Below are 24,323 nucleotides of genomic sequence, written 5' to 3'. Positions count from 1 at the left end.
GCTCCGGCTGGAAAGGGACCATTGCGGTGACCTACGATCTCGACACGGTGCGGCGCGCGCTGCACGACCATATCGCGAAGGAGATCCTGCTGCGCAAGGCGCCGCTCGCCCTGGACGAGGATCTGTTCGCGGGCGGGTCCGGCTTCGACTCGATGTCGCTGACGCGGGTGCTCGTGTTCATCGAGCAGCGCTTCGGCGTGAAGATCCCGGACGAGGAGGTGGACCTCGACGCGGTGTCGACCGTGGACAGCATGGCGCGCTTCGTCGCCGGCCGCATCGCGGCCGCGCAGGGCTAGCGGGGAGCGGGTGGCCGGCACGTTCCGCCTGCGCGACGAGGACCTGGCCGCGCGCGGCGACGCCGTCGCGCTCGCGTCGCGCGGCGCCGCGATGACCTACGCCGAGCTCGCGGCGCGCGCGGCGGCCGTGGGCGTGGCGCTCGGCGGGGCGGGCGTGCGCCCGGGCGACCGGGTGGCGCTGCTCTCGCTGGGCCGGGCGCACGACGAGCCGGTGGCGCTCGCCGGGGTGCTCACGGCCGGCGCCGTGGCGGTCCCGCTCGACGCGACCGCGCCGCCGGCGCGGCTCGGGCGGATCGCGCGGGCCCGGGGGTGCCGGGCGCTCGTGCTCGACGCCGCGGCCGCGGGCCTCGCGGCCGGCATCGACGCCGAGCTCCGCGGGGGCCTGCCGCGCGTGGAGCTCGACGCCGAGGGGCGCACGCTGCGCGGGGCCGCGCGCGCCGGCGCGGACGGCGACGACGGGACGAGCGACGGCGGCGCCCGCGACGACCGCGCGCAGGACGTCGCGTGCATCCTGCACACCTCGGGCAGCACGGGCGAGCCGAAGCCGGTCCCCATCACGTGGGCGGGGCTCGATGCGTTCACGTCCTTCTGCATCGACCTCGTCGGGCTCACGCCGGCGGATCGGGTCCTCCGCGTGGCCGAGCTCGTCTTCGATCTCGCCTGGTTCGACCACCTCGCGACGTTCCGCGCGGGCGCGACGCTCGCGACGATGGCGCGGCGCGACCTCGCCTCGGGCCGCGCGCTCCGCGACGCGGTGAGCGCGCTCGCGCCGACGGTCATCTACGGCGTGCCGTCGATGTTCATGAAGCTCGTCGCGGCGCTCCCCGCGGCGGACGCGGGCGCGCCGGCGCCGGCTTTCGCGCTCTCGCCCGTGCGCGCCATCCTCTTCGCCGGCGAGGTCTTCCCGCCGCGCGAGCTCGCGGCCCTGGCGGCGCGGGCGCCCGGCGCGGCGCTCTACAACCTCTACGGCCCGACCGAGACGAACGTCTGCACGTTCCACCGGGTCGACCGCGCGGCGCTCGACGGGGCGAGCGAGGTCCCGATCGGCGTCGCGTGCCCCTACGCCGACTGCGCGCTGCGCGCGCTGGACGCGGGCGGCGAGAGCGGCCAGGTCATCGAGGGCCCCGGGACGGGCGAGCTCGTGGTCTCGGGGCCGACGACCGTGGACGGCGGCCCGTACCGGACCCGCGACCGGGTGGAGCGCAAGGCCGACGGGCTCTTCTACTTCCGCGGCCGCATCGACCGGATGGTGAAGATCCGGGGTTATCGGGTCGAGCCGGGCGAGGTCGAGGCCGCGCTGGCGTCGCACCCCGCCGTGCGCCAGGCCGCGGTGATCGCCGTGGAGGACGCGCGCCTCGGCAAGGCGCTGCGCGGCTTCGTCGCCCTCGCAGGGGACGCGGACGATCGCTCGCTCAGGCTGTACCTAGCGGAGCGGCTGCCCCCGTACATGGTCCCGGACACGATCGTCGCGATGGACGAGCTGCCGCGGACCTCGACGGGGAAGATCGATTATCGCGCGCTCCCCGGGTGAGCGCGCTCGGGTGGTCATCGAGGTGCCGTTCCACTCACCTCCGTTGAGCTTTATGCCATTGAGCTTCACGCCCTCGCCCCCATCGCGCCGCGGAGCACGCCGCGTCGCTGGGATGGCGGCGGTGACAGGCGCGCCCGTCACCGCCGCGCGTCGCATCAATGCGCCCCGATCTTGGCGCCCGCGCTCGCGCGGGCCGACGCCGACGCCTTGAAGCTCGGCTTGGGGATCGAGATCTTCGGCGCCTTGATCTGCACGTTCACGCTCGGCGGCGTCACGCGGACGCTCGGCGCCTTGACGTGCACGTTGGCCTTCGCGTTGGCCCTGGCAGCGGCGCCGGCCCCCGCGTGGACGTGGACCTTCGGGTCGATGTCGGCCTTCGCCTTCAGGTCGGCGTTCGCGAGCGCGTGGACGCGCGCGTCCCAGTCGGTCTTCACGCGCACCTTCACGCGCGGGGCGCGCGCGTGGACGGCGAACGCCGCCCCGGCCCGGTAGCCGCACAGGGCCACCGCCGAGCGACCCGCGTTCCGCACCGCGATGGTCAGCTTCAGCGGATCGGCGGCGAGCGCGAGCTTGCCGGTCAGGTACGCCCCCGCGGCCACCCCCGCCGCCGCGGTCGCGGCCACGTCCGCGGTCGCGACCGCCGGAGCGAGGACGACCACCTGCGGCGCCTCGGCCACCACGCCGAGCGTGATCTTGCGCTCGCCGAGGTCGATGGGCTTCAGGTCGGCGTCGAGCACATAGACGCGGACCTCGCCGGTCACCTCGTCGACCAGGAGCTCGAGGCGGTCGTCGCCCACGATCTCGATGCGCCCGCCGTGCGGGCCGAGCTTGCCCTCCGGCAGCCCGAGCTCCGCCGACGCCTTGGCGTTGGCGAAGAGCTCGGCGGTGCCGCCGGCGGGCACGTGCAGCGTCCCGTTCCACGGCTTGCCGGCGACGTTGAGCGTGTAGCCGATCTCGGTGAGATCCGCCTCCAGCTTGGGGCCGGCGGCGACCAGGAGGCCGGTCTTCGCGTCGAGCGTGAGCGGCACGCTCTTCTCCCCGGAAGCGTCCTTCCACACCAGCGTGCCGCTGACGTCCTCGCGGATCGGCTTGCCGTCCGGACCCGTGACCGCGGCCTTGACGTTCCCGTCGGCAGCGACATTGAAGGCGGCCTTGCCGCTCTCGTGCTCCTCGACGTAAGCGCCTTCGCCGATCGCCGATTCGGCGGTGGCGGTCACCTCGACCGTCGCGTTCGCCTCAGCCGGCTGCTCGCCCTTGCCGCAAGCAGCCGCGGCGGCGATCAGCAGCAGGGCGAGCACTCCGGAAACCTTGGTGATCTTCATGAAATCCTCCTCTGTGCCAGCGAACCCTCGGCGCGAGCCGCGACTTCGCTTGAGCCGAGACGCCGAGGGTTGAACCTCCCCGGGCGCGCCGGCTGCGGAGCCCATCATACGCCGAGATGCCCTGGAAGGCGCGGACGAGCACGAATATCGGTAGGAATCAAAAGATCCAGGGAAACAGAGGTAGGACAATGGCACTCACGGCCGCCAAGCGGCCGTGTCGTGCCTACCGGCGATTCGTTCAGGCAGCGAGCCGTGCGTCCACGTTGAGCGCGGTGATCGATGATCGATCGCCGATGATGGGTGGCCGCCCGCGCCCCGGCGCCGTGTTCAGGGGCTCTCGGCGCCCTGATCTCCGCCCACGTCCAGGATCTGCGGGCACTTGCGCGCCACCGCATCACACTCCGGAGGAGCCGTCTCGAGCGAGCTCAGCGCCGAGTCGCACGTGAGCGCCCGGACCCGCTGCGTCTGGGCGAGCAAGCAGACCTCGTACTCGGCCACCGTGGCGGAGCAGCCGGCGCGGTGCTCGGTCGGAGGCATGCAATCCGCTGCGTGGTCGTCCTGCTCCGCAGCCGCCTCGTCGGCCGTGGAGAGGCACTCGTCCTTCACCGTGCCGCACGGCTGCCCGACGGCGGGAGACGCGACGAGGCCCAGGTACTCACAGGCATCTTCCTTGGAGAGCTTCACCCTCGCCGCGAGCGAATCGCAGGCGGATTGGACGTCATCGGCCGTCAGATCCCTGAGCTGCTTGGAGCTCACGGCGCTGTCCGTCGGGGCGGAATCTGCACCTTCGCCGCCGCACGCAGCGAGGAACAGGACGGTCAACAAGGCCCCGAGATGAGTCGAATGCTTCATTCGTTGGTTCCCTTTCTAAGTGCGGCCGCCAGCGCGGGCCGTGAGCGCACCGGGAGCAAACCGTGTACCGCGAGCTCAGCTGTGCACGATGGGATCGCACGGCACGGTCGAAGCTCGATGAAACGGGACAACGACATCGGAGATGTCGAATCCACCAAGCGGGGAAAGCAGACGATCCCCGGCGGTCCGCTCGCCGCGAGAGACCGAGACGTCCCCGCCCGAGCGCCGCGCGGCTCGGCTCGCCTCGACATCGCGTCTCGACATGCGGCGACGACCGCGGCGGCAGAGCGCGCCTCCGCAGAGTCCCGGGTTCACCGTGTCTCGCGCGGCGCTGGCGTCCAGAGGGCGGCCGCGCGCCGGCGCTCCCTCCGTGCACGCGCCGCGCGGCCGCGCGGCGCGACGACGGCACGGCGCGGGGCGACGGCGCCTCGAGACGCGCCGCGCCTCCGCCCCGGCGCGAGCCTCGATAGCCACGCTCCGCTGGCTCATGTGTAGTCGCCTGTCGGTGCGGCAGCCCCGCCGCGCGGCGTTCGTGCGATGAGCTGGCCTCCACACAGACCTGTTGTACGGTCGGCCGCGCCGTGACATCATCGCGCGCCGTCGGGTGGATGTACTCAGCTCCAGCGTGGATGTCGGGAAGCCGCTTTTGACCTACCACCTGGGGCGAATCCAGGCCCGGGCCAAGGATGCGTCGGACCCTCGATGATCACGACGCCGAGCTCGGGACAGGCCAGGCACCCTCCGGATGTCCCGGTGTCCATCGGGCCGTGGCGGGTGCTCGCGCCGCTCGGCCGCGGCGGGATGGGGGTCGTCTACCGCGCTCAGCACGGCGTCACGGGCGCGCTCGCGGCGCTGAAGACCGTCTGCGTGGGCGACGAGAGCCTCGTCTCCAGCATCCGCCGCGAGATCCACGCGCTCCGGGGCGTCGAGCACCCGGGCGTCGTGCGGGTGCTCGACGAGGGGGTCCAGGGCGGGATCCCGTGGTACGCGATGGAGCTGATCGAGGGGCGCACGCTCCGCGATCACAACCAGGAGCGCTGGCGCGCCCGCGGGAGCGTGAGCAGCGAGCCGACCGTGAGCGTCTCCACGGCCATGAACGCGCAGGCCAGCACCGCGACGGCGGAGATCGCGCCCGCCTCGATCATCCCGCGCTCGTACCAGCCCTTCGCGCCGCGCCCGTTCCACCGCGCGGCGGGCGGCGCGCTCCGCCAGGCGCTGACGCTCCTCCGCGCGATCTGCCGGCCGCTCGCGTACGTCCACGGCCGGGGCCTCGTCCACCGCGATCTCAAGCCGGACAACGTGTTCATCCGCCCGGACGGCACGCCGGTGCTCTTCGACTTCGGCCTCGCTTTCCAGTTCGAGGGGCACACCGGGCGCGACGTGCTCCAGGCGGGCGGCAGGCTGATGGGCAGCCCCGACTACATGTCCCCCGAGCAGATCCGCGGCGACCTCGTCGACGCGCGCGCGGACCTCTACGCGCTCGGCTGCATGATCTACGAGGCCGTGACCGGGGGCGTCCCGTTCCTCGGCGACTCGAGCTCCGTCGTGCTGTCCATGCACCTCTACGCCGAGCCGCTCCCGGCCTCGGAGCTCGTCGCCGACGTGCCTCCCGCGCTCGACGCCCTCATCGCGCGGCTCCTGAAGAAGCGCCCCGAGGACCGGCTCGGCTACGCCGACGAGGTCGCGACCGCCCTCGCCGAGCTCGGCGCGGCCGACACGCCGCCGCACGACTGGAGCGGCGCGGCGCGCGCGCGCGTGCGCGTGCCGAACGCGCAGCCGTACCTGTACCGGCCGCGCCTCGCCGGGCGCGGGGAGGCGCTGCAGCAGATCACCGCGGCGCTCGAGCGCGCCCACGAGCGGCGCCAGGGCAGCCTCGTCGTCGTCGGCGGCGAGAGCGGCGTGGGCAAGACGCGCCTCGCCGTCGAGGCGGCGCACCAGGCGGCGCTCAACCGCATGGCCGTGGTCACGGGCGCGTGCGCGGCCGTGTCCGCCGAGGTCGAGCGCGAGGGCGCGGTCAAGGCCGCGCCGCTGCACCCGTTCCGCCCGCTGCTGCTCGCGGTGGCCGACCGGTGCAACGAGCTCGGCCCCGCGGGCTACGACGCGCTGCTCGGTCCGCGCGGCAGGGTCCTCGCGCCGCACGAGCCGTCGCTCGCCCAGCTCCACGGCCACGACCGCTACCCCGAGCCGCCCGAGCTGCCGCCGGACGCGGCCCGCTACCGGCTGCGGACCGCGCTCGCCGACACGCTCGCCGCGTTCGCCGCGACGCGGCCCGTCCTGCTCGTGCTCGACGACCTCCAGTGGGCCGACGAGAACTCGCGCGCCGTCCTCGAGCACCTCGACGCCGACTACTTCGCGGCCCATCCCGTCGTCCTCCTGTGCGCGTACCGGACCGAGGAGACGTCGCCCGCGCTCTCCTCGCTCCTCGGCGCCCCCTGGGCCTCGCGGCTCGAGCTCGGGCGGCTCGACCGCGGCTCGGTCGGGCGGATGGTGCGCGACATGCTCGCCCTGGACGAGCCGCCGGAGGCGTTCGTGCAGTACCTCTTCGAGCAGTCGGAGGGGAACCCGTTCTTCATCGCCGAGTACCTCCGGGCCGCGATCCAGGAGCGGGTGATCTACCGGGACGAGGCCTACGCGTGGCGGATCCGCGCGGGCGCCGAGGGCGCCGCCGCAGAGCGGCTCGCCCGCGCCGCGCGCGGGAGCCAGCCGCCCGCGCCGCTGCCGCTGCCGGGCTCGCTGCGCGAGCTCGTGGCGCGCCGGCTGTCGGGGCTGAGCCACGAGGCGCTCGCGCTCGCGCGGCTCGCCTCGGTGCTGGGCCGCGAGCTCGAGGAGCGCCTGCTGCTCGGCGCCGCGGGCCTCGCCGAGGTCGACGCCATGGACGCGCTCGCGGAGCTCGCCCGCCGCCACGTGCTCGAGGAGACGGAGCCGGGGCGGCTCGGCTTCGTGCACGACAAGCTGCGGGAGATCGTCTACGCGGGCATCCCCGAGTCGGAGCGGCGGGCCCTGCACGCCGCCGCGGCGCGCGCGATCGAGGGGCGCCACCGCGACGCGCCGGGCCTCGCGCTGTCGTACCCGCTCCTCGCCCACCACTATGGAATCGCGGGCGCCGTCCAGAAGACGCTGGAGTACCTCGACAAGGCGGGCGCCCAGGCCCTCGCGACGGGCGCCTCCGGCGACGCGGTGGATTTTTACAAGAGGGCGCTCGACCTCGACGGCGCGCACCCGCCGGAGGAGCGCGCGCCGCCGATCCGGCGCGCGCGCTGGGAGCGGCGGCTCGGCCAGGCCCACTACAACCTCGGCGATCTGCTCGGCGCGGAGCGCCACTGCGCGGCGGCGCTGGAGCTGCTCTCCCGGGACGAGGCCGCGTGGCTCCGCGCGGGGGAGCGCGCGGCGAGCGGCCGCGCGGGCCTCGGGGAGCGGCTGCGCCCGGCGATGGCCTCGCTGAAGCAGCTCGGCCTGCAGCTCGCGCACGTCGCTGGCCTGCCGGCCCCGGTCGCGAGCGACGCGGCCGAGCGCGAGCGCCTCGCCGAGGCGTCGCTCGCGGCGGAGAAGCTGTCGGAGACCTACCTGTTCCGCAACGAGCCGACGCTCGCCTTCCTGGCCGCGCTGGCGGCGACCAACGCCGCGGCGCGGCTCGGCCCGTCGCTCGCGCTCGCGCGCGGGTACGCGACCCTGAGCGTCGCGTTCGGGTACGTCCCGTGGAAGGCCGTCGTCGACGCGTACGCCGCGCGCGCGACGGCGGTCGCCGCGGCGCTCGACGACCCGCAAGGCGTCGCGTTCGTCTCGTGCCTGCGCGGGCTGACGGCGCTCGGCGAGGGCCGGTGCCGCGACGCGCGGGCGCTGCTCACCCAGGCCGAGCGGCTGGCCGAGGCGCTGCACGACCGCCGCCGCAAGGAGGAGTGCATCACGCTGCTCGCCGGCGCGGCGTACTCCGAGGGCCGCTGGAGGGAGGCGCTCGACCTGTACGGCGCGCTGGTGATCGCGTCGCGCGAGAGCGACAACGCGCAGGGCCACATCTGGGCGGAGAGCGGCCGCGCGCAGTGCCGGCTGCTGCTCGGCGACGGCGAGGGCGCGATCGCCATCTTCGACGCGCTGTCGGCCGAGGTGCAGCGGCTCGGCGACCGCACGCAGCAGATCACGCACGGCCAGGTCGCGCTGGGGCACCTGCTCCGCGGCGCGCAGGGCGAGGCCCGCGCGGCCGCCGAGCGGACGCTCCCCATGCTCCGCGAGGGACAGCCGGCGGGCTACCACTGCCTGTACGGGTACGCCGCGACGTGCGAGGTGCTGCTCGCGCTGCTCGAGGACGCCCCTGGCTCGGCGGAGCGGCGCGAGCTCTCACACCTCTCCGCGGAGGCATGCCGCGCGCTCGGCCGGTACGCGCGCATCTTCCCCCTCGGCCGCTCGACCTCGCTCCGCCTGCGCGGCCTCGCCGCCTGGCTCGCCGGCGGCCACGCGCGCGCGAGGCGGCTCTGGGCCGCGGCGATCGACGACGCCCTGCAGCGCGGCCTGCCCGTCGAGGAGGCGCGCGCCCGCTTCGAGCTCGCGCGGCACCTCCCGCGCCGCGATCCGGAGCGCGAGCGCCAGATCGCGCGCGCCGCCGCGGTCTTCTCCGCGCTCGATCTCCAGTACTGGCGCGACCGGGTGGCCCGGCTGCGCGAGCGCTAGGACCTCGCGTCCCGGACGAAGAACACAAAAAAGAGCGCCCATTCGACGGCGGGGGGAAGCCGTCACGGGCGCTCTGCCCTTCAGCTTTAGCAGGACACGGGCCAGGGCCCGACCTTGCTCGATTCATGGAGTTGACCTTAAGGATGCTCCTGACGTCTTTCGAACCTGAGATTCTCGATTGCAGGTCTGAACACGATGAATGCGCGGGGACGCGGCTCGATCTCCTCTGTCTGGAGCGGACGCCACTCGGGCGCGCCTGGCGCGGATGACCGCTTTGGACCGTGGTCACAGCCACAGATCGGGGCCGTTCACCGCAGCACGCACGGCGCGATGACAACCGCTGAATCCCCCCTCTCACGAGCGCGTCTAGCATCGCGTCCGATCGCGAGTCGGAGCGTTCCCGTCGCGCCGCTCATCGAGGCAGACCGAGCAGCAGAGAGAGAGAGAGAGAGAGAGGCTCGCCCCCGGCGCTCACCCGCCCTCACGTGGGGCGTAGAGGCCATCCGCCAGGAACTCCGGAATAATCCATGTGCCTAGAACACGCGACCTACCGCCGAGACGGAGCGAGAGAGGGCCGAGACGTCAGGCGATCACTGACGTTATCCGTTGGACAATGTACCGACCGAGGGTATACACCGACGATCATTGACGGCATGTTCCCAACACACCGGCAAAACACACAGGGAATCCATGCATTATCTCCGGCGCCCGTGCCCTGGACGACGAATTTCCGCGTCGACTGGGGGACGATAAGGCCTCATAAAGGAAGGCGAACAGGCGTCACCGCGCATCTCTCGGAGGATCGGAAAGTTCTACACGGTAGAGAGCCACCATCCATCACCGACGCAGGCGCCCCAAGCAAACAGGGTGAGCTACGTCCATAATCGCCAGTGACCGCGCGAAGCCAGGGCGACGCACCGGCGACAAGCACGTTCAACGTGCGGCACTCGACATCGTGAAACCTACTCAACACATCTCCTCTCGACCGCCCTACCTGCCCGCTGCCGCACCGGCATCGGAGCGGACTCCCTACCAGCCGATCTCGGCGATCGTCGGCTCATCGCACTATCGCGCGCTGTCGGACGACGCGTTGAAAGACGAGGACAACGCCGCGTGGGTGCTCGGCCTCGCGCCCGACGTGAAGCGGGCGTGGCTCGATCGCATCCGCTGGATCCGGATCGTCGATCGCCTCGCCGAGAACGAGCGCATCGAGCCCCACGCGCGGCGATTCAGCCGCTTCATGGTGGCGTGGAGGCGCGTCCGTTCCTGCGGCTTCGTCGATCCGTGCTGCCCCTTCGCGCGCGAGCTCTCTGCCATCCACGCGCTGTGGCTCCGCCGCCCCGCGCTCGATCGTCCCGACCTGGACGAGATGCAACCGCGCTCGCTCGCCGCCTGGGACGCCTACTTGCTCGCCCTCGCCGACTACCACGCGCCCAGCCTGCTCATCCGCACCCTGAAGGAGCACGACACGATGCTGGTGCGGCTGTCAGGCCATATCTTTCAGCTGGTTCCGTTCCTGACGAAGGAGCACTGGGACGCTGCCGGGGAGTTCGGCCGGCTCGATCAGTTCTTCAACAACCTGAGGGACATGCAGGAGGACGCCGATCGCGGCATCTGCTACCTGCCCGAGGAGGAGCTCGCGCGCCATGGGGTCACGCGCGCTCAGGTGATCTCCGGACGGTGCGTCGACACGCCCGGATACCAGGCCCTGATGCGGTACTGGCTCGATGAGGTCATGCCAGCGCTCTACGCGCGGGCGGCGCCGTTCATCGAGGCGCGCGGCCTCCACCCCTCGCTCCAGATCATGAGGGAGTGGAGCCTGCGCCGTTATGCCCGCATCACACGGGTGTTCCGCGCGACCGGCTTCGATCACCGCCGGTTCCCCGCGCGGTACTGGGCCGAGGTGCGGCGCGACCTCGCCGAGCGGCGGCAGCTCCTCCGCGCTCACCCCGTGTAACGCCTTACCGTCGAGAGGAGCGCGTCCGGCTCGAACGGCTTGCCGAGCCACGCGTCCGCGCCGACCTCGGCCGCCCGCCGGTGCGCGTCCGCCGCGGCGGTGAGCACGACGATGGGCGCCTGACGCCCGTGCCGGACCTCGAGCTCGCGCGCGAACTCCGGGCCGTTCATCACCGGCATCTTCATGTCGAGCAGGATGAGATCCGGCAGGTCGTGCTCCAGCTTGGCCAGCGCCTCGCGGCCGTTGCACGCGATCTTGACCCGGTAGCCGTCCTCCTGGAGCACGAGGGAGACGAGCGCCACGAGATCCGCGTCGTCCTCCACGAGGAGCACCGTCTTTGCGTGTCTGTCGCTCATCGTCGATCGGCCGCGGGGGCCTCGCTGCTGAGTGGAAGGGTGAAATAAAACGTGCTGCCGCTGTCCTCCTCGCTCTCGAACCAGATACGGCCGCCGTGGCGGGTGATCATGTCCTTCGCAAGGAACAGCCCTATCCCCATGCCGCCGTAGTCGTGTCGGGTGTCCGTGTGCGCGCGGAAGAAGCGCTCGAAGATCCGCTCCTGCCTGTGGGCGGGGATGCCGACGCCCTGGTCGCGCACGGACACGACCGCCTCGAAGCGCGGCGCCGCGCCGTGCCGCTGCGAGAAGAGCGCGGCGTCGCAGGAGGACGGCGGCGACGACGCCGGCGCGCGCTCGGCGACGGCGACGGTCACGTCGACGTCGCCGCCGTCGGGCGAGTACTTCACCGCGTTGTCGAGGAGGCTCGCGAGCACCTGGCGCAGCCGCTCCGGATCGGCGCGTACGACGGGCGGCCGCTCGGCGTCGAGCGACAGCCGCACCCGGTGGCGGCTCGCCGATTTCGCGACGCGATCGACCGACTCCTGCACGAGCTCCTTCAGATCGACGTCCTCCTCGGAGACCTGGAGCACGTCGAGCGTGACCTGCGAGATGGCCAGGAGATCGTCGACGATGCGGTTGATCCTGTCCGCGCCGCGGTCGATGGCCTCCAGCATCTTGCGGCGCGGCGCCGGCAGATCGTTCGAGTTGCGCAGGAGCGCGAGCGCGTATCCCTTCATGATCGCGACCGGCGTCTTGAGCTCGTGCGCGCCGACCCGGATGAACTGATCCTTGACGAGATCGAGCTCCATGAGCTCCGTCACGTCGCGGGCGACCGCGACCGCGCCGAGGACCGCCCCGCCCTCGCTGCGGATCGGCGCCGCGCTGGTCCGCAGGAAGACGTCGCGGCCCGCGCGGCCGTCCGCGAGCACCTGCTCTTCCTGCACGATGGTCTCGCCGGCGAGCGCCCGCACCATGGGCAGCTCGTCGCGCGTGAAGGCGCGGCCGTCGCTGTGGCGCACCCGGCCGAGGTCCATCACCTCCTCGACCATCCGGCCGGCCTGCTCCGAGCGGCCCGAGAGGCCGAGCAGCCTGAGCCCCGAGGCGTTGATCATCGTCAGCCGGCCCTGGCGGTCGCACGCGAACACCCCCTCGACGAGGTTGTCCAGCACGGCCCCGAGCTGCGCCGCGCGCTGCGCCGCGTCCTGCAGCAGGCGCTCGCGCTCCGCCAGGTAGCTCCGCGTGCGCCGGGACGACTCCTCCAGGCGATCGACCATCGCGTTGACGCCGCCCGCCAGCGCGCCGATCTCGTCCTTGAAATAGATCGGGATCCGCTCCAGCCGGTCGACCTCGCCGCGCTGGACGATCTTCTGGATGACCGCGGCGACCTGCTGGAGCGGGCCCGCGAGGGCGCCGGCGAGGAAGCCCGCGCAGACGGGCGCCCAGGTGACCGCGACCATCGAGAAGATCGCCAGGGTGAGCTTCAGGCCGGGCTTGGCCGGCCCCGCCGTCTCGCCGAGCACCATCGCCGCCATCCAGCTCGTCGGCGCGATGGCGAGGCAGGCGCCGAGGATCACGAGGCGGACGGCGAGCGAGTAACCCTTGCCGGGCATGGAGAGGCCGCGCTCGCGCGCGATGAGCGAGATCACGCCGGCGGCGGGGGCGAGCAGGCGGCCGAGGATGCTGTAGGCGAGCGGCAGCGCGGCCGCGAACAGGGCCAGCGCGAACAGGGCCAGCGCGACGCCGCGCTGGACGCCGAGGGGGCTCTGGTCCGGCGCGATGAAGTAAAGCGCCATCGTGACCGGCAGGTACAGGAGCCCCCACGACACGGCCCAGACCGTCGCGAACGCGAGCGGGGTGTCGTAGGCGGCGTTCGCCGCGGCGAGGACGACCTCCTCCGGGGGCGCCGCGCCGCCGCTGCTCGTGTCCTCGACGCCCGCGCCGCTCTGGAGGCGATGGGCCACGGCGTACTGCCGCAGGCGCTCGATCGGGCGCAGCATGTGGACGAGAAGCGCGATCAGCCCCCCCGTCTTGACGAGGTACATGAGCCCGATCAGCCCGAGTAGCCGCGCCTGGACCGCCGAGTCCACGACGCCGAGGAGGCGCAGGTGAGCGACCGGGACAAGCAGGCTGTACGGCAGCTCGATGCCGAATGCATAGGCCACGACCCGAGGCGTGAACGATAGAGTCCGCGACCTCCCCGGATTCCAGATTCTAGCCCAGGCGGCTCGGCTGATGGCCACGTCCGTCACCCCCCTTGTTGAAGCATGGCCGCGGGGTTCGCGCCTCTGGAGCCCCTCCGCGCCAAGTTGATGAGTCAGGTCGCCAGGCAGCTTTGCTATGAAACCAACGAGCGAGTTGTCGACCGTTTTGCGCAGCGGCTCGTGTCGATTCGATCGACTCCCACTCACACGTTCCGTCCGCGCGCGGGCGTTCTGCGATTTTCCTGATCAGCTCAGGGACTGCCTTATGGCGTTCCTGGCAATCAGGAAAAGGATGGTGAGCACGTGGCGCGCGCGCAGGCCGCTCGCCTCACCGCGGTAGACGGGACGCACGCTGACCTCGCAGACGCGGAGCCGGCGAGCCGCGAGGGCGGCGAGCAAGTCGTTCGGATAGCCGTAGCGGGGCCAGAGGCCGTCGAGGTCGAGCGCGTCGATCGCGCGGGCCGAGATGGCGGTGTACCCGCACTGGCTGTCGGAGAGGGCGTCGAGCCCCGCCGCACGGCGGGTGAGCGCGGCGAGCGCCGCCGTCGCGGCGAGCCGCTGGAGAGGCATGACACGCCACACGTCGGGGTGGCGCAGCCGATCGCCCTTCACGTAATCGGCTTCGCCCGAGGCGATCGGGGCGATGACGCGCGGGAGATCGCGCGGATCCATCTGCCCGTCGCCGGCCATGACCGCGACGGCCGAGGCGCCGAGGGCGCGAGCGCGCCGGTAGCCAGCGACGATCGCCGCGCCGACGCCGCGGCACTCCGGGTGGACGAGCACCTCGAGGCGCTCGTCCCCGACCGCGCGCGCCATCTCGGCCGTGCCATCTCGACTGGCATCGTCCACGACGATCACGTGGTCGACAAAGGCGGGGACCGACGCCGCCGCCTCGGAGATCCATCGCGCCTCGTCCCGCGCGGGGATGACCACTGCGACGCGCGCACCGTGGAGCACGCGGATTCCTAGCGGAGCGAGCGGTCTCCGGCAACGCGATCGACGCCGCGACAACACGCTCGGCGCCGCGCCGCGGGCCGTGCGCGCCGGACGTATTACCTGCCAGCGCTCTTACGGAGCTCGGCGTAGGAGCCGCCAGGCGTGGCCGTCTCGACGGGCAGCCCGGCCGGCCCCCACCCCGGCTCGGTGATCGCGCCGAACGCGTCGCGCGGCCCCTCGAAGCCTGCGCGTTGCTCTATGACGGCCGTGTAGCCGGCCGACACCATGGCCTCGGCCGCGCGCATCGAGCGCTGTCCGGACTTGCAGCCAACGATGATCTTCGCGTCTCTGGGATAGAGGGCGCCGACCACATCGAGGAAGTCGGGGTTCTGCTTCATGCCGCCGGCGCCGGCGTGCATGAGCGGCACGTTGTGCGCGCCGCTCGGGTGCCCGGCCGCATACTCGGGCTCGCTCCGGACGTCGAGGTAGAGATACCCCTCCTCGTCGATGAGCTTCTTGGCCTGCTGGGGGGATACACGCTTGATGTCCGCCATGGGGCGCAGTCTACCCCCGGCGCGGCGCGCTCGTCAGAACGTATGAATGAAGAGCCCGCTGCGGAGCTTCGGCTCGAACCACGTGCTCTTCGGCGGCATGAGCAGCCCAGCGTCGCTCACCGCGAAGAGCTCGTCGATCTGCGTGGGATAGAGGTGGATCGCCATCGTGAACGCGCCCGAGTCGACGCGTCGCTCGAGCTCGGCGACGCCGCGGATGCCGCCGACGAAATCGACGTGCTTGTCCCGGCGGGGGTCGCTGACGCCGAAGATCGGGCCGAGGATCTGGTCCTGGCAGATGGAGCAGTCGAGCGAGGCCACCGGGTCTTTCGCGTCGAACGACCCCGGGCGGACCCTGGCGGTGTACCAGCGGCCGCCAAGGTAGAGCCCGAAGGCCCGCGGCTCGGCCGGGGTGGCGGCCGCGCCGTCCCTCGCCGGCGCGACGTCGAGCCGCTCGCCGAGGGCTGCGAGCAGCGCCTCCGCGCTGCGGCCGGCGAGGTCCCGCACGACGCGGTTGTACGGCATGATGTTCATCTGGTCGTGCGGGAAGACCACGGCCAGGAAGACGTCGTGCTCGCCGCCGTCGCCGCGCAGCTTCCTGTGGACGCGCGCCGCCGCGGCGCTGCGGTGGTGGCCATCGGCGACGTAGAGCGTCGGGATCGCCTGGAAGCGCTCCTCGAGGTCGGCGGTCGCCGCGCGGCCGAGGACCCAGAGCTTGTGCGCGACGCCGTCGGCGGTCGTGAAATCGTAGATGGGCGGCGACTGCAAGGCCTCCGCGACGGCGCGGTCGATGCCCGCGTCGGCGCGGTACGTGAGGAACACCGGCTCGTCGTGGGCGCCGAGCTCCTCGATGTGGCGGGTGCGGTCGTCCTCCTTGTCGGGGCGCGTCTTCTCGTGCTTCTTGATGACGTCCTGCTCGTACTCGGCGACCGCGGCGCAGCCGACGACGCCGATCTGCCGGTGATCACCCATCCTCTGGGCGTAGAGGTAGAGGTGCGGCTCCGGGTCCTGCGCGAGGTCGCCGCTCGCGATGAGATCGGCGAGGTTCTGCGCGCCGCGGGCGTAGACGGCGTCGTCGTGCTCGTCCGTCCCCTCGGGCAGGTCGATCTCGGGGCGGGAGACGCGGAGGAAGCTGTGCAGGCCTCCCGCCGCGAGGACGCGCGCCTCGGCGGTGGAGATGACGTCGTACGGCGGGCTCGCGACGCGAGCCGCCTGGGCCTGGGGGGGTCGGTAAGCGCGGAAAGGTCGGACGGTAGCCACGGGGAGCGACTAGCCCAGCGGCCTGGGCGCGTCGAGGCGGCTCGCGCGGCGGGAGCTGCGGCAGGCGGGGCGGGCAGACCGCGCGGCCCTCGTCGCCGGCGCGGAGCCCTCGGCACCGGCGCGGAGCCCCGGCGACGGCGGCGCTGATGGCCGCGCGCGGCGCGTGCTAGGAGGGACTCGCGCCGCGAGCCGCTCGCATCCGCTCGCCGCCGCACCATCCCGCCCGCGCACTACCGCGCGCCGCACGAAGAGCACGAAGAGGAACCTTGTCCAGCTCCGGTGAGTCCTACCCTCCGCCGCGCTATTCGACCCTCCCGCCCGGCTCGGCGGACGACGATCTCCCTCTGCCGGGCGAGATCACCTCGTTCTCCAGCTCGCGATCCCGCCGCGTGATCGCCGTGGGGGGCGGCCGCGGGGGCGTCGGCAAGGCGACGCTCGCGGTCAACCTGGGGGTGTACTTCGCGCAGCTCGGGCGCGACGTGATCATCATCGACACCGACGCTTACAGCCCGGGGCTGCACGCCGCGCTGGGGATCGAGGCGCCGCCGCTCGTCACGCGCGAGGACATCGAGGAGGGCAAGGCCGAGCCGATCGCGACCACGGTGCCCGGGCTCCGGCTCGTCCCGACCGCGTACGACCCGATGACGGCCACGCCGCTCCGGCCGAGCCGCGCCGCCTACTGGATGAAGATGATCCAGGAGCTCGACGTCGACTACGTGATCGTCAGCCTCGGCGCGGCGACCGGCTCCTCGACGCTCGACCTCTTCCTGCACGCCGACGTCGGCATCTGCGCCACCACGCCCGAGCCGCTCGCGGTCGAGCACTCCTACCGCTTCTGCCGCGCGCTCTACCAGCGCACCTTGCGCCGGGCGCTCATGAAGGAGCGCTTCAAGATCCGGCTCGTGGAGAAGGTGGCCGCGTCGCTCCCGGCGCTCGCGACGCCGCGCGACTTCATCATGGAGGTGAAGCGGTTCGACGAGGGGGTCGCGTCGCTCGCGGCCGCGCAGCTGCCGCGGGTGAAGCCGCACCTCGTGGTCAGCCAGACCCGGCACCGCTCGGACCTGGAGCTCGGCCCCGCGATGAGCGCCGTCTCGGAGCGCTTCCTCGGCATCTCCCTCGACTACCTCGGCCACATCGAGCACGACGACGCGGTGTGGCTGACCGCGCGCCGGCGCCAGCCGCTCCTCATCGACAGCCCGACGTCGAAGAGCGCGCGCAACCTCGAGCGCGTGGCCCGGCGCATCCTCGCGCTGCTCGCCGCGCGCGACTCCCGCCCGGCCGAGGCGCACGCCCGCGCCCTCGCCGCCGCCTCGAAGAGCGCCGCGCCGCCGACGCTCTACGAGGCGCTCGGCCTCGCGCGGACGGCCGCTGACGACGAGATCCGGCGCGCCTACAAGCGCCAGCGCGACACCTACCGGGAGGGGAGCCTGCCCGTGGTCAGCGTGCTGAGCCCCGCGGTGCTCCAGAAGGAGCAGGCGCGCATCGAGGAGGCGCACGACACCCTCCTCGATCCGGTGCGCCGCCGCGCGTACGATCTCTCGACCTACCCGGACGATCCGCGCACGCAGCTCGGCCCGGTGCGCGCCGAGAACGCCGCCGCCGCGGCCGAGCTGGCCATGCTCCAGGCCGAGCTCGCGCGCGAGATCAACGCCGAGACGCAGTTCAGCGGCGCGCTGCTCCGCAAGGTGCGCGAGTCGCAGGGAGTCGAGCTCACCGACATCTCGCAGCGGACCAAGATCTCGCTGGCGCACCTCCAGGCGATCGAGAACGAGGCGATAGGCGACCTGCCAGCGACCGTCTACGTACAGGGATTCATTCAGGAAATTGCCAAGTACCTGCGGCTCGATCCGGCGCAGGTGGCGAAGACCTACATGCGTCGCCTGCGCGAGATCTCTGCCGGCTCGCGCGCCAAGCCGCATGGCTGAGGCGGCGCGCGGAAGCGACGGGGCGGCGCGGATCGGAGGCGGGCGCGGCACGTGCGGCACGTGCGGCACGTCAGAACGCGCCGGCGGGGATCTCGCGTTCTCGGCGCTCGCGTTCGCGCTCGCGCTGCTGCCGCGGCTCTACGTGGCGATCGCGTGGGCGCGCGAGCCCGTGTGGGACGGCCATTACTACGATTTCGGCGCGCGCCGCATCGCCGCCGGGCTCGGCTACTCGGACGATCTCATCGTCGGGGGCCAGGCGGTATGGCACCCGTGGTGCCATTATCCGGTCGGCTACAGCGGGTTCCTCGCCCTCGTCTACCGGCTGTTCGGCGCCGGGCCGCACGCTGCGACCGTCGCGAACGCGGTGACCGGCGCGCTGCTCGTCGTCGTGGTCCACCGCCTCGCCCGGTACGCGACAACGCCGGCGCGCGCCCGCGTGGCGGCGCTCCTCGCGGCGCTCTCGCCGGGGCTCATCGTCTATGCGGCGCTCCTCATGACGGAGCCGCTCGCGGCGCTCGGCTTGGTGACGGCGCCCTGGCTGCTCGCGCGCGACGCCGCGCGCGGTCGCCCGGCCCGCGGCGCGGTCCTCGCGGGCGTGGCGCTCGGGCTCTCGGCGCTGGTGCGGCCCCAGAGCCTGCTCTGCGCGCCGGCGCTCGCGCTGCTGGCCATGCGCGGCCCGGAGGCGTCCGTGTCCGGAGGAACGGCGGCGACAGCGTCTGGAGGGGCGGCCGCGTGGAAACGCGGCGCGCTCGCGGCGGCGCTCGCGGCCGCGACGGCCCTCGCGGTGGTGGCGCCGTGGACGATCCGCAACTGCCGCGTGATGGACGGCTGCGCGCTCGTCTCGACGAACGGCGGCTGGAACCTCGCCATCGGCGCGTTCCCGCGCGCGACGGGCCGCTTCGAGACGCTGCGCGCGGGCGACGGCTGCCCGATCGCGCGCGGCCAGGTGGCGCAGGACCGCTGCTGGATGGCCGCGGGGCTTCAGTGGATCAAGGATGATCCAGGTCGCTGGCTGGCCCTGATCCCGAGGAAGCTGGGCTTCACCTTCGATCACGAGTCGTTCCCGATCGGCTATCTCGGCGAGGCGAACCCTGCGGCGTGGCCCGAGGAGCGGCGCGCGGCGGGGCGCCGCGTGCTCACGGCGTCGCACCTCGGCCTGCTGTCCGCCGCGGCGCTCGGGGTCGTGGCGATGCCGAGGCGGAGGCCGCGGCGGGAGCTCGTCGCGCAGCTCCTCGCGCTCGCGGCGGTGCTCGCGCTGGCCGCGCTCGGGGTGCTCGGCGACGGGCACGCGTTCTGGCCGCTCGCGGTGGCTATCCCGCTGATCGCCGCGCTGCCGCTGCCGGGCCGGCCCGCGAACGGGGGTGTCGCCGGCTACCTCGCGTTCGCGGTCGCGTCGGTGGCGCTGACACACGCCGTGTTCTTCGGCGAGGACCGGTATCACATGGTCGTGACGCCGGCCCTGTGCATCCTCGCCGCGTGCGCGCTGCGGCGAGAGGAGGCGGCTGGGGAGCAGGCGGGCGATCGGTGACGTGACGCGGGCGGCGCCCGGAGGCGCTCAAGGCGACCCGTCAGGGCCTTGGCGCCGCCCCGCTCGGGCCGCCTGCTTTCTCTTTCTCCAACGCTTCCTGGTCCATCACCAGGCCGATCTCGATCCGCCGGTTCTTCGCCCGCCCCTCCGCCGTGACGTTCGTCGCCGCTGGCGCGAACTCCCCGTATCCAGCCGCGGACAGGCTCCCGGGCGCCATGCCCTCCGCGATCAGCGCCTGGACCACCGCCACCGCGCGGGCCGACGACAGCTCCCAGCTCGACGGGGAGCGCGCGCCCTTCGCCTTCTTGCTCTTCGCGTCGCCGCCGTCGTCGGTGTGCCCGGCGACCTGGAACCTGTGCTCCGGCATCGTCCGGAGCACCGCGGCGATCTCGGCCAGCACCGCGCGCCCCTCGCGCTGGATCTCGGCCTTCCCCGCGGCGAACAGCGCGTCGCTCGGCACCTCGATCACGAGCTGCCCGGCGCGGAGCCCGACACGGACCTTCCCCGCGAAGGCCGCGCCCTTCAGCCGGTCCACGGCGTCGCGGATCCCGGCCGCCCGCGCCTCCGCCGCCGCCTGCTTCCGGCGCAGATCGTCGAGCTTGGCCCGCGTCTCCGCGAGCTCCACCGACAGGCTGCCCCGCTCCCCGGCGAGCTGCCCCACGCTCTGCCCGGCGCTCCGGAGCCGCGCCGACAGCTCCTCGTTCATGGCGGCGAGCTCGTCGAGCCGCCGCGCGAGCCCCGCCTCGGCCGTCGTCGCCTCGGACACCCTGAGATCGCGCGCCCGGAGGTCGTCCGAAAGGCGCGCCAGCTCCTCCTCGATGGCGGCGACCTGCGCGGACCGCTGCGCGGCCTCGGCGCGGGCGCTCTGGGCCTCGGCCCGCGCCTTGTCGCCCGCCTCGCGCTCTCTCCGGATCTCCGCGCGCGCCTCGTCGTACAGCCCCTGCCGGACGAGGCAGCCCGGCGTCGCCAGCCCGAGCAGGCCGGCCGCGAGGAGCCGCGCCGCCGCAGGCGAGCGCCGCGAGAGCCACGTCGGGATCCTGCCGGCTGTCGTCGTGTCTTTCATGCGTCGCGCGCACTCTGGCACGAAACCACGGGCGCGACGAAATCGTGGCAAACGTTCCCCGCGCGCCGCCGCGCGAGCGGTCGCGAGCCGTCCCACAGCGCGCGATCCCCTGGTACCCTCGGCGGCGTGATGTCACGGCGAGCTTGGTTGTCCGTGGGCGCCCTCGCGGCGACGACGCTGGTCGGCAGCGCCGCGGCGGCGTTCCCGCACGTCGTCCGCGAGGGCGAGACGCTCGCGCAGATCGCGGAGCGCACCTACGGGCGCGTGCAGATGGAGCAGGTGCTCGTCGCCGCCAACGCGCTCGACGCGGGCGCCGGCGTGCCGATCATGCCCGGCCTGCGGCTGGAGGTGCCCGCGCTGGGCCACCACCGCGTCACCGCGGGCGAGACCTGGGCGATCCTCGCGGAGCGGCTGCTCGGCACCGCCGACCGGAGCGACGTCCTCGCGCTCTCGAACGACACGTGGCCCTGGCTCGAGCCGACCGACGGGCAGGAGATCATCGTGCCGTACAACCTGCGGTACGTCGTCGGCCAGCACGACACCTTGCTCACCATCGCCTATCGCTTCCTGGGCAAGCGGGACCACGCGTGGATGCTCGACAAGTACAACCACCTCAAGCAGGACCCGCTGCGCCGCGGCATGGTGATCCTCGTCCCGCTCACGGATCTGCCGCTCACGGCCCAGGGCAAGGCCGAGGCCGCGAGCTCCGGCGCGCTGGTGCGCTCCGAGGGGGCCGGCCGCGCGCGCGACGCCCAGCGCCGGGTCGACGCCGAGCTGCCGCAGCTCGCCGGCGACGTGCGGAGCGGCCGCTACATCGACGCCGTGGCGCGGGCGAGCCGCCTGCTCGGCTACGGCGATCTCGCCCGGGTGCAGATCGCCACGGTGCAGCGGCACCTGCTCGAGGCCTACGTCGCGCTCGACGCCACCGGGCTCGCCGAGACCGCGTGCGCCGCGTGGCGCGAGGCTGACCCCGCCGCGCGGCTCGATCCCATCGAGCTCAGCCCGAAGATCGTGCGCGCCTGCACCTCGTCGACGGAGCTGCACCTCAGGGCGCCTTCGCCGGACCCCGCGCCGCCGATCCCCGCGGACGCGGGCGGTGGGCGGTGACCTCGCAGCAGCCCGCGCCCGATCGCCTGCCCGCCGGGCACGGCGTCGCGTCGCGGTACACCGTCGAGTCCGTCATCGGCGAGGGGGCCTCCGGCGTCGTCTACCGCGCCACCCGCGACGAGGACGGCCAGCGCGTCGCGCTGAAGGTGATCCACAGGCACCTCTCGGGCACGCCCCAGATCTTCAGGCGCTATCACCGGGAGGCCGCCATCCTGGAGCGCGTCGAGGGCCCTCACGTCGTCCGGATGCTCGACTTCGTCGAGGAGGGCGGGCTCCTCGTGATCGCGCTGGAGCACATCGACGGCAGCTCGCTCGAGGAGCTCCTGCGGGACCACGCGCCGATCGAGATCGACCTGGCGATCGAGATCGCCCTGCAGATCTGCGCCGCGCTGGAGACCGCGCACGCGGCGGGCGTGGTGCACCGCGATCTCAAGCCGGCCAACGTGCTCATCGAGCGCCCGCACGGGCACGCGGGCGCCGCGCCGTCACCCTTCGCGGGCCGCGTCCGCGTGGTCGATTTCGGGCTCGCCAAGGTGGTGCACGGCGAGCAGCAGACGACCGGGCTCACCGAGAAGGACATGATCTTCGGGACGCCGGAGTACATGGCGCCGGAGCAGGTGCGCGGGGAGGACGTCGACCCGCGCAGCGACATCTACGCGCTCGGCTGCATCCTCTACGAAATGGCGGTCGGCGCCGTGCCGTTCAGCAAGCGGACGCCCATCGCCGTGATGACGGCGCAGATCGCCGAGCAGCCGCTGCCGCCGCGCGCCAGCGAGCGCTCCGGGCTCATCTCGGCCGGCCTGGAGGCCGTCATCCTGAGGGCCCTCGCCAAGAGCCCTTCCGAGCGGCACCCGAGCGCCAGGGCATTCGCCGACGCCCTGCGCGCCTGCCGAGAAGAACGGCGCGTCGTGCACCACACCCCCGCGAGCCTCGCGGACGCCGTCTCGATCACCGATCTCGCGCTCGAGCGGACCGGCCTGGATTACGCCGCGCCCCTCCAGGACGGTGCTTCCGCCCCGGGCGTCGGCCATGTTGGCCACGTCGGCCATCCGGGCACGCGTCCGGAGAGCGCGGTGGCGAGCGCGGTGAGGAGGGCGCTGCCGGAACGCACGGCCGCGGTGGTCCGCGAGACGCCCGCTGGCCCTGCGCCGCCGGCGGGCGGCACATCGCGTGAGCTCATCCTCTGGACCGTGGTGGCCATTCTCTGCGCGGCCGCCGGCATCGTGGTCGGCACGCTGTTCGGGGCGCGCTAGGACGCCGCAGGAACGCAGCTGGGACGTGCCTGGCGCGCCGCCATCGGGGGGGCTGCGGCTATGGCGTGGAGCGCGAGGATCGTGGTAATCGTTCTCATGCGTTCCTTGCTGTCCGGCGGCGCTGCCCTCGCGGCCTTCCGCTCTGCTCGGCCCCGGCGGCGGCGCGCTCTCCCCTGCGTCGCCGCCGCGCTCGCCCTCCTCGCCCCCGCGGCCGCTTCGGCCTATGACTCGCTCGCCGTGCCGTGCACGGACGACCCGCTCCAGTGCGCGCGGGGACCGCTCACGTTTCAGCGCAAAGACGCCATCCCGCTCGAGCTCGACTTCGATACAGGCTGGGTCCCGCCGGGCTCACCGCTCCAAGTCAGCCTCGGGGCGGCGGTCTACGCCGACACCCAGGTCTCGTTGAACGGAGCGCTCGAGGCGTCGTGGCCAGAGGCGCTCGCGCTCAAGGCGCCAGGCGCCCCGGATGGAGGCGCGTTCAGCTGCGATGTTGGACTCGATGTCAGCGCACAGGGACGCATCAGCGTTTCCGTCCTGGGCCAGGACTTCGACTGGACGGGTGATATCCCCTATGTGCCCCAGATCGATTTCCAGGTGCACGCGCGAGAGCAGTTCGACGCCTGGGGCTGGGAGCCGGGCATCACGCTGGAGAGCTCCACCGCGCTGCAGCGCGTTGCGTCCGTATCGCTCGGCGACCTCATCGGCGGCTCGATCCCCGGAATCGACGGGAGGTTCGAGCTCGACATCGCGATGGACGTCGCGGCCCGCTACACGACCCATCGCGTGGCCATCGAGACGCTCGATCAGGAGACGGTGAGCGGAGGCGACATCACCTCCGAAGGCGGAGCCTCCTCCGTGGACTACCTGGGAGGCCCGTCGGTCGAGCTCAACGTTCGTCCGGAGGGCTCGGTGCGGTACGACGGCACGCTCCACCTCGTCCCCGCGTTCGGCGTCAGCCTGCTGGGCCGCTCGTGGTCGATCCCGCTCGCCGACATCCCGCTCGCCTTTCCGCTCACCGAGCGGGAATGGGTCTTCGAGAGCGAGCGCGTCCATGTGCCGCTCCCGGACCTCGCGCTGGACAAGCAGGAGATCGATTTCGGCGCCGTGGAGGTGGGGCAAGCCAACGTGGAGCTCGTCCGGCTGTCGAACGCGGGGGAGGCGCTGCTCGATGCCGTCGTGACGACCGACGACCCGGAGAGCTTCGAGCTCGCGGACGCGGCGCTCGGGATCGACCCAGAAACGGAGATCGACTTCGCGATCCGCTTCGCGCCGAAGTCCAGCGGCGAGCTCGCGGCGACCGTCCTCGTCGAGTCCAACGACCCCGACCGACCCGTGCAGATGATCGCGGTGCGAGGGATCGGCGTCAGCGAGCCGGAGGCCCCGGCAGGCGGCGGCGAGCTCGCGGAGGAGGACGGCGGCTGCGCCTGTCGCGCGGCCGGGGGCGCGCCGCGCGGGAGCGCCGGCGGCCGGGCGTGGGCGGCCGCCGGCCTGTCGCTCGCCGCGCTCGCGGGCGGCCTCAGGCGCCGGCGGCGCGCGGCCTGAGG

17 protein-coding genes are annotated in these 24,323 nt (G+C 73.1%); 9 read left to right on the top strand and 8 right to left on the bottom strand.

Annotated elements, in window-relative coordinates:
- Positions 1-26: 26 nt before the first annotated feature.
- Both WMF12_RS02240 and WMF12_RS02235 read left to right on the top strand, forming a co-directional pair.
- Positions 27-296, top strand: coding sequence for an acyl carrier protein (locus WMF12_RS02240; RefSeq protein WP_012233072.1), 270 nt, complete (start codon positions 27-29; stop codon positions 294-296).
- A gap of 10 nt (positions 297-306) precedes the next feature.
- Positions 307-1,827 (top strand): AMP-binding protein, encoded by a 1,521-nt coding sequence (locus tag WMF12_RS02235; RefSeq protein WP_437861785.1) that lies wholly within the window; start codon positions 307-309, stop codon positions 1,825-1,827.
- A gap of 155 nt (positions 1,828-1,982) precedes the next feature.
- Here WMF12_RS02235 and WMF12_RS02230 read toward each other — a convergent pair whose 3' ends face one another.
- Positions 1,983-3,149, bottom strand: coding sequence for a hypothetical protein (locus WMF12_RS02230; RefSeq protein WP_437743948.1), 1,167 nt, complete (start codon positions 3,147-3,149; stop codon positions 1,983-1,985).
- A gap of 327 nt (positions 3,150-3,476) precedes the next feature.
- Positions 3,477-4,001 (bottom strand): hypothetical protein, encoded by a 525-nt coding sequence (locus tag WMF12_RS02225; protein ID WP_437743947.1) that lies wholly within the window; start codon positions 3,999-4,001, stop codon positions 3,477-3,479.
- A 702-nt stretch (positions 4,002-4,703) separates the two neighbouring features.
- Between WMF12_RS02225 and WMF12_RS02220 the strand changes: the two genes are divergently transcribed.
- Positions 4,704-8,663 carry a serine/threonine-protein kinase gene (locus tag WMF12_RS02220; protein WP_437861762.1) on the top strand — a complete coding sequence of 1,320 codons (3,960 nt, stop codon included), beginning with the start codon at positions 4,704-4,706 and terminating at the stop codon, positions 8,661-8,663.
- 955 nt (positions 8,664-9,618) lie between these two features.
- Positions 9,619-10,620 carry a squalene/phytoene synthase family protein gene (locus tag WMF12_RS02215; protein WP_437861725.1) on the top strand — a complete coding sequence of 334 codons (1,002 nt, stop codon included), beginning with the start codon at positions 9,619-9,621 and terminating at the stop codon, positions 10,618-10,620.
- Here the strand turns inward: WMF12_RS02215 and WMF12_RS02210 are convergent.
- The 5 genes from WMF12_RS02210 to WMF12_RS02190 form a co-directional block, all read right to left on the bottom strand.
- Positions 10,608-10,976 carry a response regulator gene (locus WMF12_RS02210; protein ID WP_012233064.1) on the bottom strand — a complete coding sequence of 123 codons (369 nt, stop codon included), beginning with the start codon at positions 10,974-10,976 and terminating at the stop codon, positions 10,608-10,610. The genes WMF12_RS02215 and WMF12_RS02210 overlap by 13 nt on opposite strands.
- On the bottom strand, positions 10,973-13,117 hold the full coding sequence (locus WMF12_RS02205; protein ID WP_437861704.1) for a HAMP domain-containing sensor histidine kinase: 2,145 nt from the start codon (positions 13,115-13,117) through the stop codon (positions 10,973-10,975). The genes WMF12_RS02210 and WMF12_RS02205 overlap by 4 nt, the downstream gene beginning before the upstream one ends.
- A gap of 285 nt (positions 13,118-13,402) precedes the next feature.
- On the bottom strand, positions 13,403-14,113 hold the full coding sequence (locus tag WMF12_RS02200) for a glycosyltransferase family 2 protein (RefSeq protein ID WP_437861680.1): 711 nt from the start codon (positions 14,111-14,113) through the stop codon (positions 13,403-13,405).
- Between the two features lie 95 nt (positions 14,114-14,208).
- The gene (locus WMF12_RS02195; protein WP_437743942.1) at positions 14,209-14,646 is read right to left on the bottom strand and encodes a rhodanese-like domain-containing protein; all 438 of its coding nucleotides are present in this window, start codon (positions 14,644-14,646) and stop codon (positions 14,209-14,211) included.
- Positions 14,647-14,679: 33 nt separating this feature from the next.
- Positions 14,680-15,903 carry a DUF1015 domain-containing protein gene (locus WMF12_RS02190; protein WP_437861656.1) on the bottom strand — a complete coding sequence of 408 codons (1,224 nt, stop codon included), beginning with the start codon at positions 15,901-15,903 and terminating at the stop codon, positions 14,680-14,682.
- Between the two features lie 266 nt (positions 15,904-16,169).
- Between WMF12_RS02190 and WMF12_RS02185 the strand changes: the two genes are divergently transcribed.
- Both WMF12_RS02185 and WMF12_RS02180 read left to right on the top strand, forming a co-directional pair.
- The gene (locus WMF12_RS02185) at positions 16,170-17,828 is read left to right on the top strand and encodes a helix-turn-helix domain-containing protein (protein WP_437743940.1); all 1,659 of its coding nucleotides are present in this window, start codon (positions 16,170-16,172) and stop codon (positions 17,826-17,828) included.
- Positions 17,821-19,356 carry an ArnT family glycosyltransferase gene (locus WMF12_RS02180; protein ID WP_437861648.1) on the top strand — a complete coding sequence of 512 codons (1,536 nt, stop codon included), beginning with the start codon at positions 17,821-17,823 and terminating at the stop codon, positions 19,354-19,356. The genes WMF12_RS02185 and WMF12_RS02180 overlap by 8 nt, the downstream gene beginning before the upstream one ends.
- 40 nt (positions 19,357-19,396) lie before the next feature.
- Here the strand turns inward: WMF12_RS02180 and WMF12_RS02175 are convergent, their stop codons facing one another.
- Positions 19,397-20,419 carry an OmpA family protein gene (locus WMF12_RS02175; protein WP_437861645.1) on the bottom strand — a complete coding sequence of 341 codons (1,023 nt, stop codon included), beginning with the start codon at positions 20,417-20,419 and terminating at the stop codon, positions 19,397-19,399.
- Positions 20,420-20,548: 129 nt separating this feature from the next.
- Here WMF12_RS02175 and WMF12_RS02170 point away from each other — a divergent pair, with 129 nt between their 5' ends.
- From WMF12_RS02170 to WMF12_RS02160, 3 genes are all read left to right on the top strand, one after another.
- Positions 20,549-21,526, top strand: a complete 978-nt coding sequence (locus WMF12_RS02170) for a LysM peptidoglycan-binding domain-containing protein (protein ID WP_437861644.1) — start codon at positions 20,549-20,551, stop codon at positions 21,524-21,526.
- The gene (locus tag WMF12_RS02165; RefSeq protein ID WP_437861641.1) at positions 21,523-22,779 is read left to right on the top strand and encodes a serine/threonine-protein kinase; all 1,257 of its coding nucleotides are present in this window, start codon (positions 21,523-21,525) and stop codon (positions 22,777-22,779) included. Before WMF12_RS02170 ends, WMF12_RS02165 begins: the two co-directional genes overlap by 4 nt.
- A 96-nt stretch (positions 22,780-22,875) precedes the next feature.
- Positions 22,876-24,321, top strand: coding sequence for an Ig-like domain-containing protein (locus WMF12_RS02160; RefSeq protein ID WP_437861638.1), 1,446 nt, complete (start codon positions 22,876-22,878; stop codon positions 24,319-24,321).
- Positions 24,322-24,323: the final 2 nt, after the last annotated feature.

The sequence above is a fragment of the Sorangium sp. So ce363 genome (genome assembly GCF_051520435.1).
GTDB lineage: Bacteria > Myxococcota_A > Polyangia > Polyangiales > Polyangiaceae > Sorangium > Sorangium cellulosum_B.
The sequence above is the reverse complement of the archived record's forward strand: the minus strand, read 5'-3'. Positions and strand labels throughout refer to the sequence as shown.

Bases quoted from the DNA above. Each gene is read 5' to 3' on its own strand.
- WMF12_RS02230 (WP_437743948.1), bottom strand. From the start codon at position 3,149: ATGAAGATCACCAAGGTTTCCGGAGTGCTCGCCCTGCTGCTGATCGCC.
- WMF12_RS02225 (WP_437743947.1), bottom strand. From the start codon at position 4,001: ATGAAGCATTCGACTCATCTCGGGGCCTTGTTGACCGTCCTGTTCCTC.
- WMF12_RS02220 (WP_437861762.1), top strand. From the start codon at position 4,704: ATGATCACGACGCCGAGCTCGGGACAGGCCAGGCACCCTCCGGATGTC.
- WMF12_RS02210 (WP_012233064.1), bottom strand. From the start codon at position 10,976: ATGAGCGACAGACACGCAAAGACGGTGCTCCTCGTGGAGGACGACGCG.
- WMF12_RS02195 (WP_437743942.1), bottom strand. From the start codon at position 14,646: ATGGCGGACATCAAGCGTGTATCCCCCCAGCAGGCCAAGAAGCTCATC.
- WMF12_RS02180 (WP_437861648.1), top strand. From the start codon at position 17,821: ATGGCTGAGGCGGCGCGCGGAAGCGACGGGGCGGCGCGGATCGGAGGC.
- WMF12_RS02175 (WP_437861645.1), bottom strand. From the start codon at position 20,419: ATGAAAGACACGACGACAGCCGGCAGGATCCCGACGTGGCTCTCGCGG.
- WMF12_RS02170 (WP_437861644.1), top strand. From the start codon at position 20,549: ATGTCACGGCGAGCTTGGTTGTCCGTGGGCGCCCTCGCGGCGACGACG.
- WMF12_RS02160 (WP_437861638.1), top strand. From the start codon at position 22,876: ATGCGTTCCTTGCTGTCCGGCGGCGCTGCCCTCGCGGCCTTCCGCTCT.